Consider the following 6717-nt stretch of genomic DNA (forward strand, 5'->3'; position numbering starts at 1 on the left):
GGCAACCTTAAGCAGGGGGCAAATCACGGAACTGCGCGTCAGCTATGAAACAGGAACCACCTCGTACTGCCTCCCCGCCCGGTCGGAGACGTTTCAAAGTATGACCCGAAGATGGGGCAACCCCTTTCCTCACCCGGCGGATGGGTCATCCAACGAATCGCGGATGATTTTTGCGGCGCCTTTGAAAAACGGGATGGAAATTTTTGCCGGGGCCGAAACTTCACAAACCGCCTGCGAGGCGTTTCCCGGCGTACTCGGCCGCCGGAGCGTCATCGCCGGGGTGAATTTCTGATTTACACCTTGAACCGGATCGCTTTGGGAATAATTTCGAACAGGGCGGGGAGACGGCCGATGGTGTCGCCGTCGGTTTCCACATAAACGACATCTTTTTTATTCTTCAGATCCATCGCCACTTTTCGCGTTTTAAGGCTTTTCACCTGCGGCAGTTTGACATGGCCGCCAGTGTAGAGCCGCGGAAAAAAATTAAGCGTTTGAAGAAACGTCATTTTTTCAACGGCGACGACGTCAAATAATCCGTCATTCGGCCTCGCCATCGGGGCCGGCCTCATCCCCGACCCGAAGTGGGGACCGTTGGCGACGAGAATCATGAGTGGCTCCACTTCCTCGCGTTCGCCGTCAGCAGAATAAAAAACCGGCGCCGGCCTGTATTCCAGAAGGCCGCGCACGGAACCGTAGACATAGGCCCCCTTCGACCCGAAGATCCACGGCGCATGGTTGGACCAGTAGTCCACCCGTCCCACAATGCCGGCGCTGGCGATATTCACGAAGTAGCGGACCGTTTTTTTGCCGGATGAATCTCTGCAAGTCGCCTTTCCGATATCGACAACCGATGTTTTGCGGTTTTGCAAACGGGCCGCGAAATTGCGGGGGTCTCGCGGGATTTTAAAATAGCGGGCGAAATCGCTCCCCGTGCCAAACGGCAAGATCCCCAGCGCCGCCTTTGGGTTGACCGCCTTGTCGTTCCAAATAAAACCGTTGAGGCAGTTGGAGAGCGTGCCGTCCCCCCCCACGGCCACGATCAGATCGAAGCCTTCCTTTAACGCGCAACGAACGGCCTCTTCGCCGTCGCGCGGTGTCCGCGTGAGATGATGGGCCACCGGCCCCAAATCCCTGGAGAGGAGGTTTTGGATATCCGGCCAGTCACGGCCAAGCCTTCCCCGTCCGGCGGCCGGGTTGACAATAAAAAAAGGACGAAAAGTTCTCATAGGCAACACCTTGGGTCTCGGGGGAGGTTCTTGAGATTCCGTCGGCTGTTTGAGCGCACCTTAATGTCCATCGCGAACCGGAACAAACCAAGCGAGAATCGATAATTCAAGTGGCGATCAAACAGACCGCGAGTTCCGACGGAATCGAAAGAAATCCCCCGAGACCCAAGGCGTCAAATGTATAGCCGGCTTCCAAAAATTGTGGAACCAGAAGGATTCTTCCCGCTCATTCCTTCACCCCTTCAATGCTGTCATTCAGATAACTGATCAGATCCTTCACCACCAGCCGCTGTGAATTTTTGCGGAACTTGTGGATGCACGAAGGGCACTGCGTCACCAGCATCTGCACTTTTTTTTCGGTCACCTCTTCCAGCCGCCTGCGGGCGATTTCGTTAGAGGCCCCCTTCGAGGTGATGGAATAGCACCCCCCCTGTCCCGAACAGCCGGTACACTTGCCGTTGTCGAAAAATTCCACCGGCTGGTAGCCGCTCACGTGCGCGATCATCTCGCGGGGGAGCTCCACCTCCCCCAGATAGCGGGAAAGGTAGCAGGGGTCGTGATACATCAGTTTTGTCCGGATGTTTTTTTTGAGGCGGTAATTGATGTTGTGGAGATACGGCTCCAAAAACTCGTTAATCGTGATGACTTTTCCGGGAATGCGAAAATCGTATTTTTTGTAGGTTTCGCGCAGGGTGTAAACGCAGGCGGGGGAGCCGCTGATGATGGTCTTGTACTTTTTCAGCGTATGAAAGTTGACCTCCGCGAGGTCCACAAAATCGTACTCCATCCCCCCCGCGATCAACGGGTACCCGCAACACTGAATCGCCTCGGGGTAGGCCCCCACAAAATCGATTCCCAGTTTTTCGAAAAGCTCGAAGGTGTCCCCGACCACTTCCGGAGTCTTGGCGATGGTGGTGCAACTGGGGTAATAGACGGTCTGGGTATTCATTTCGAAGGCGTGTTCGGGGAGCAACCCCTTCAATTTGTGGAGAAGATCCTTGGCGAAAGGGTTGTTGTGCTTGTGAAACTTGTTCAAAAAACCGGAAATTTCGGGGGGGGCCAGCTCCCGCGCCACCGCCTCCTTCCGCACCTCATGCAAAACGGGAGGGATGACGTTCCCATGTTCGCACTGGGTGGTGCACGCCTTGCAGGTGAGGCATTTATAGCTCAAGGCGGCCACCTCCGCGTTCAACTCCAGCTCCCCTTTACGGATAAGGTTCATCGTCTGCATCAATCCCCACGGCGAAAAACTCTCGTTTCCCTCGGTCATCGCCACGGGGCAGGCCGACTGGCAGAGGCGCGGGCAGAAGGTGCAGTAGTCCATCAACTTTGAGAAGTTCTCTAACACGGGTTTTCCTTAAAAAATTTCTTCAGACTTTCTTCGGCGCCGCCGGCGGGGCCGGTGCCAGGAACGGGTCCGCCTCCGGCGGAGGGCTTCCGCCCCGTCAGGGGGGCCGATCTTTCGCAAAAATCGAGATATGCCTCCTTCGTTATGAGCGTTTGATCCAGAACTTCCACCTCGGCCGGACGGCCGGGCCAATGGAAGAGGACACTCTCCCCTTCATGCAGTTTGACCACCCCCTCCCGTTCGGCCTCCACCATTCCCTTCAATCCGGCCAGTTTGAACGCGAGCACCACCTTGGAGGCCTCGGCCAGATTCAACGAACGGAGCAGGCCCCCCCCCTCCTCCTCCTCCAGGATCCGCACAAACAGGGGGCGGACAAAGTGCCCGATCATCCGCCTTAAAGCCTCAAAAGCCTCCTCGGTGCGGTCGAATAAGGCCAACCCCCAGCTTTGCGCCTCCGGGAGGGGAAAAACCTTGAGCGAAACGGAGCTGAAATGGCCGAGGAGCCCCCCCGCCCCGATGAGAACCCGCCGCAGATCCGGACCGGTTGCGGCACGCGGGTAATCCTTGATGGTGAAGGCGGTCCCGAGCGGCGTTGTCACGGTTCCTCCCGCGCAAATATCCTCGATGCCGCCGTATTTGAGAGAAAAAAGATTCGCCGTCCGTTCCGCCAGGCAGGCGGAAAGACTGGATTGATAACCGCTCACCGGGCGATACCCCCCCGTGAAACCTTCGCTGTTTAACTGCCGTTCGTAGTCGATCACCCGCATTGCGGGATCCACCGCGGCGATCTGGGAGATTTTGTGGAGATGGAGCATGGGCACAAATGTCAAAGGTCAAAGTTCAAATGTCAAAGGAACGCCCAAAAATCCAAATGACAAATCCAATCTGAAATTTGACATTGTTTTTTTGTTTTTTCCTTTGAACTTTGAAATTTGAACTTTCATTTCACGCCGCTTTTTCCTTCTGCTTCTTCTTCAATTCAACCAGCTTCCCCGGATTCATAATCCCGTGCGGATCGAAGTGATCCTTGAACCGTCGATAGAGCGCCGCCCCTTCGCCCCATTCGCGATCCATGTATTTCGCCTTCAGCCGCCCCACGCCGTGATGGTGGCTGATCACTCCGCCGATCTCCTGGCAGGCTTCGATCCCCTCATCCCAGATCAGGTCGTAGAGCGCCTCCGATTTTTTCAACCCGGAAAGGGGGGCCAAAAAAGTGAAATAAAAAGAACCCCCCTCGGCGTAGGCGTGGGAGAGGTGCGCCATGACCAGACAGTGCGGCGACATCGCCTTCAGCACCGCCTTGTAGAGCGCCTCCATTCTGTCCCAGGTGGCGGCCACCTCGATGGTATCGACAAAGGCGCCGCTGTGAAAAAGGGGCGATGCCTTGTACGAAACGGAATAACGGTGTTCAAACCAGACACGTCCCGGTTCCTCCCCCAAATCGGCCCCTCCCAGATCATGGCAGATTTCCATGACGATTTTTTGCTCTTCGGCGACCAGCCGCTCGATCCCTTCATGCATAAGAATCAAAAGGCAACCAGTGGGAAGATGGGACAAGACCGGGGCAACCAGTTTGGGGGCCGAAAGCGCCCCCCACAGCGAGGGGGACATGAGAAATTTCCTGAACGGCACCGTGAGTCCGGAAAGGGCCTCGATAACCCCTTTCTGTTTTTTGTACCCCATGAAGAGGAGGGTGTCGATTTCGTCGTAGAGCCGCACCACCGCCGGCTTTAAGCCGGTCTGCATGATCCGCCGGACCGCCTCCATGCCGGTTTTCATATTCTTGAACCGGACGCCGCGAAAGGCCTGATGAGGCGCAAGGGGATAAATTCTCAAGGTGGCTTTCGTGATAAAGCCGAGCGTCCCCTCCGATCCGACAAAAATCTGGTTTAAGTCGATGCCGTCACCGTTCCCTACGTCGCGCGTCTGGATGATTTCCCCCTTCCCCGTGACCACTTCCAGTTCGCGCACCATGTCTTCGATTTTGCCGTACCTGCTGGAGCTCTGCCCGGCCGAGCGCGCCGCCAGATATCCGCCAAGACTTGCACACAGGATGGAAGAGGGAAAATGGCCGAGGGAGTACCCTTTTCGCTGGAGTTCCTTTTCCAGCGTGTATCCCATGATCCCCGTTTCGGCCGTGGCCAGAAGGTTGGCAGAATCGACCTTCAACAAACGATACATCTTTTTCATGTCCACAATCATGCCCCCGGTTTCGGCAATGGTTCCCCCGCAAACCCCCGAGCCGCCGCCAAACGGAATCATCGGCATTTTGGTGCGGATGGCCAGACGAACCAGCTTTTTCAGCTGTTCGGCATCCTTGGGCCAGACGATGACATCGGGGAGCGGTTCAACCTGGGAGTGACGGATGCGGATGACGCTTTTGAAGTTGGAATCGCGGGAGTAGTTGAAGCGGTCGAGGTTTTTTGCCGAATAGTCCCCGGGGCCGACAATCGCCGTGAGATGATCGAGGAAATTTTTCTTCAACTTCGGCGGTTCGAATTGCATCATTTTCACCCGTTTTGTGGAGGGTTTTTGATCTTATCGGTGGGAATCAAGGAATGTCAAACGCTCAATAGAGCCGCCACACGGCCCCGCGAGAGGAATTGTCGGCATCCTGCGAGGAACCGCCGACCAGAATCTTTTTTGATGCCAAGTCGAACATCACGGAATACCCGGCATCCATCTTTCCTCCGGTACTGCCGCTCTTCAAGATGAGGCCGGCATTTCCAAAGGTCTTATCGATGCCCGTGGATGCAAAATACCAAAGGGCAAAGTCTTGAGTGGTCTCGGTGACATTGCCGGCCCCCGTCACAAGAAAACCATCTCCATCGTAGGCCGCCGAGTAGGCCTCGCTTTTATCTCCGGCGCCGCCGGTATCCACCCAAACCCCATCCCCGTCGAAGTTCGTATCGAGCCTTCCCTTCGTTACGTCATAAAGCCAGACCGTGGCGCGGGTGTTGCCGGATGCATCCGTACTCTGGCCGACAACAAAAATATTTCCGGATGAATCGAGGGCCATGCCATTTCCCACATCGTCTCCGCTCGCCTTCGTCATAAAGACACCGTTGGTTCCAAAAGAGGCATCCGGGTTTCCATCCGGATTATAACGCCAGATGGCCATGTCATCATCGCCGGTGGAGCTGTTTTCCCGTTTTCCCGCGATGAGGATCCGGCCCGATGAATCGAAGGCCACGGCATGGCCCACCCCCTCGTTGGCAGAATCAGAAGCGGAGGCGGTGAGTTTCCCGTTGGCATCGAAGAGCCAGAGGGCCATGGTATTATTTTGCTCGCCGGCGACGACAATATTATTTGAGGAATCAACGATAACGGCATGGCCTTTCTGATCGCCATTCGAAGCCGAATAGGCCCAGTAAAATCCGTCGTCGCTGAAGGTGGCATCGAGGGTCCCGTCGGCATTAAACCGCCAGACAACCAGCATGGGGCTGAATCCCGCCGCCCAGGTGGAATATCCGGCCGCAACAATCCTCCCTTGCGAATCCACAGCGGCGCCTTGAATGAAATCGTCACCAGCCGCCGTCCAGCGATTTTTATCGGCAAAATCGGCCGTTGTTGTCAAAACACCATCGGTGCCAAACGAGGTATCGGGTGTTCCATCGGCATTAAAGCCCCATATCGCCATATCAGAATAGCCGGTGGAGGCCTTCTGGTAGCCGGCCAGATAGATTTTTCCGGTCGCCGTGTTCTGCGCCACCGCTTGGCCATATTCCTGATAACTCTCGCGGTAGCCCTCGGTGGAGGCGACCCCTTCGGCATCGAAATTTGTGTCCAGCTTCCCCTCGCCGGTTATCTTAAGAAGGGTGCTGTCCCCCTTTGAGCCGCAATTAAGCCCGGTCCCTCCCGCAAAGATTTCCCCTCCGTTCGCAATCACCGTGTAGGCCTTTTCAATCCCGTTACAGCCTGCCGTGGCTGAATGGGTGATAAGGCCGTCGGATGAAAAAGTTGCGTCGAGGACGCCATTATTTTTCAAACGCATGACGAACAGGTCCATGTCGCTAGCGCTCATCGATAAACCCCCGCCCACGACGATCCGGTCGCTCGGGTCGACAGCTACGGCATACGCCCAATCGGTGATGTTGGAGTTGTAGGTGACAAAACCGTCGCCGTCGCCGAAGCCCGCATCCA

The 6717-nt window shown here is 56.1% G+C and carries 6 protein-coding genes; 1 reads left to right on the forward strand and 5 read right to left on the reverse strand.

Going from position 1 to position 6717, the window contains the following annotated elements:
• Positions 1-292, forward strand: a 292-nt coding sequence (locus HYU99_11965; protein MBI2341062.1) for a hypothetical protein, incomplete at its 5' end; no start/stop codon positions are given.
• Position 293: 1 nt separating this feature from the next.
• Here HYU99_11965 and HYU99_11970 read toward each other — a convergent pair.
• The 5 genes from HYU99_11970 to HYU99_11990 all read right to left on the reverse strand — a co-directional run.
• A complete protein-coding gene (locus HYU99_11970) occupies positions 294-1226 on the reverse strand; it encodes a diacylglycerol kinase family lipid kinase (protein ID MBI2341063.1) in 933 nt (310 codons plus the stop codon).
• Between the two features lie 226 nt (positions 1227-1452).
• On the reverse strand, positions 1453-2574 hold the full coding sequence (locus HYU99_11975; GenBank protein ID MBI2341064.1) for a (Fe-S)-binding protein: 1122 nt from the start codon (positions 2572-2574) through the stop codon (positions 1453-1455).
• Entirely contained in the window at positions 2568-3389 is an 822-nt protein-coding gene (locus HYU99_11980) for an FAD-binding protein (protein MBI2341065.1), read from the reverse strand. The genes HYU99_11975 and HYU99_11980 overlap by 7 nt, the downstream gene beginning before the upstream one ends.
• Positions 3390-3519: 130 nt before the next feature.
• Entirely contained in the window at positions 3520-5082 is a 1563-nt protein-coding gene (locus HYU99_11985) for an FAD-binding oxidoreductase (GenBank protein ID MBI2341066.1), read from the reverse strand.
• A 61-nt stretch (positions 5083-5143) separates the two neighbouring features.
• On the reverse strand, positions 5144-6717 hold a 1574-nt coding region (locus HYU99_11990; protein ID MBI2341067.1), incomplete at its 5' end, for an SBBP repeat-containing protein.

This window comes from Deltaproteobacteria bacterium (genome assembly GCA_016183175.1).
Classification (GTDB): Bacteria; UBA10199; UBA10199; order UBA10199; family SBBF01; genus JACPFC01.

Excerpts from the sequence above, each read along its gene's own strand:
- HYU99_11980 (MBI2341065.1), bottom strand. The coding sequence starts at position 3,389 with ATGCTCCATCTCCACAAAATCTCCCAGATCGCCGCGGTGGATCCCGCA.
- HYU99_11985 (MBI2341066.1), bottom strand. The coding sequence starts at position 5,082 with ATGATGCAATTCGAACCGCCGAAGTTGAAGAAAAATTTCCTCGATCAT.
- HYU99_11970 (MBI2341063.1), bottom strand. The coding sequence starts at position 1,226 with ATGAGAACTTTTCGTCCTTTTTTTATTGTCAACCCGGCCGCCGGACGG.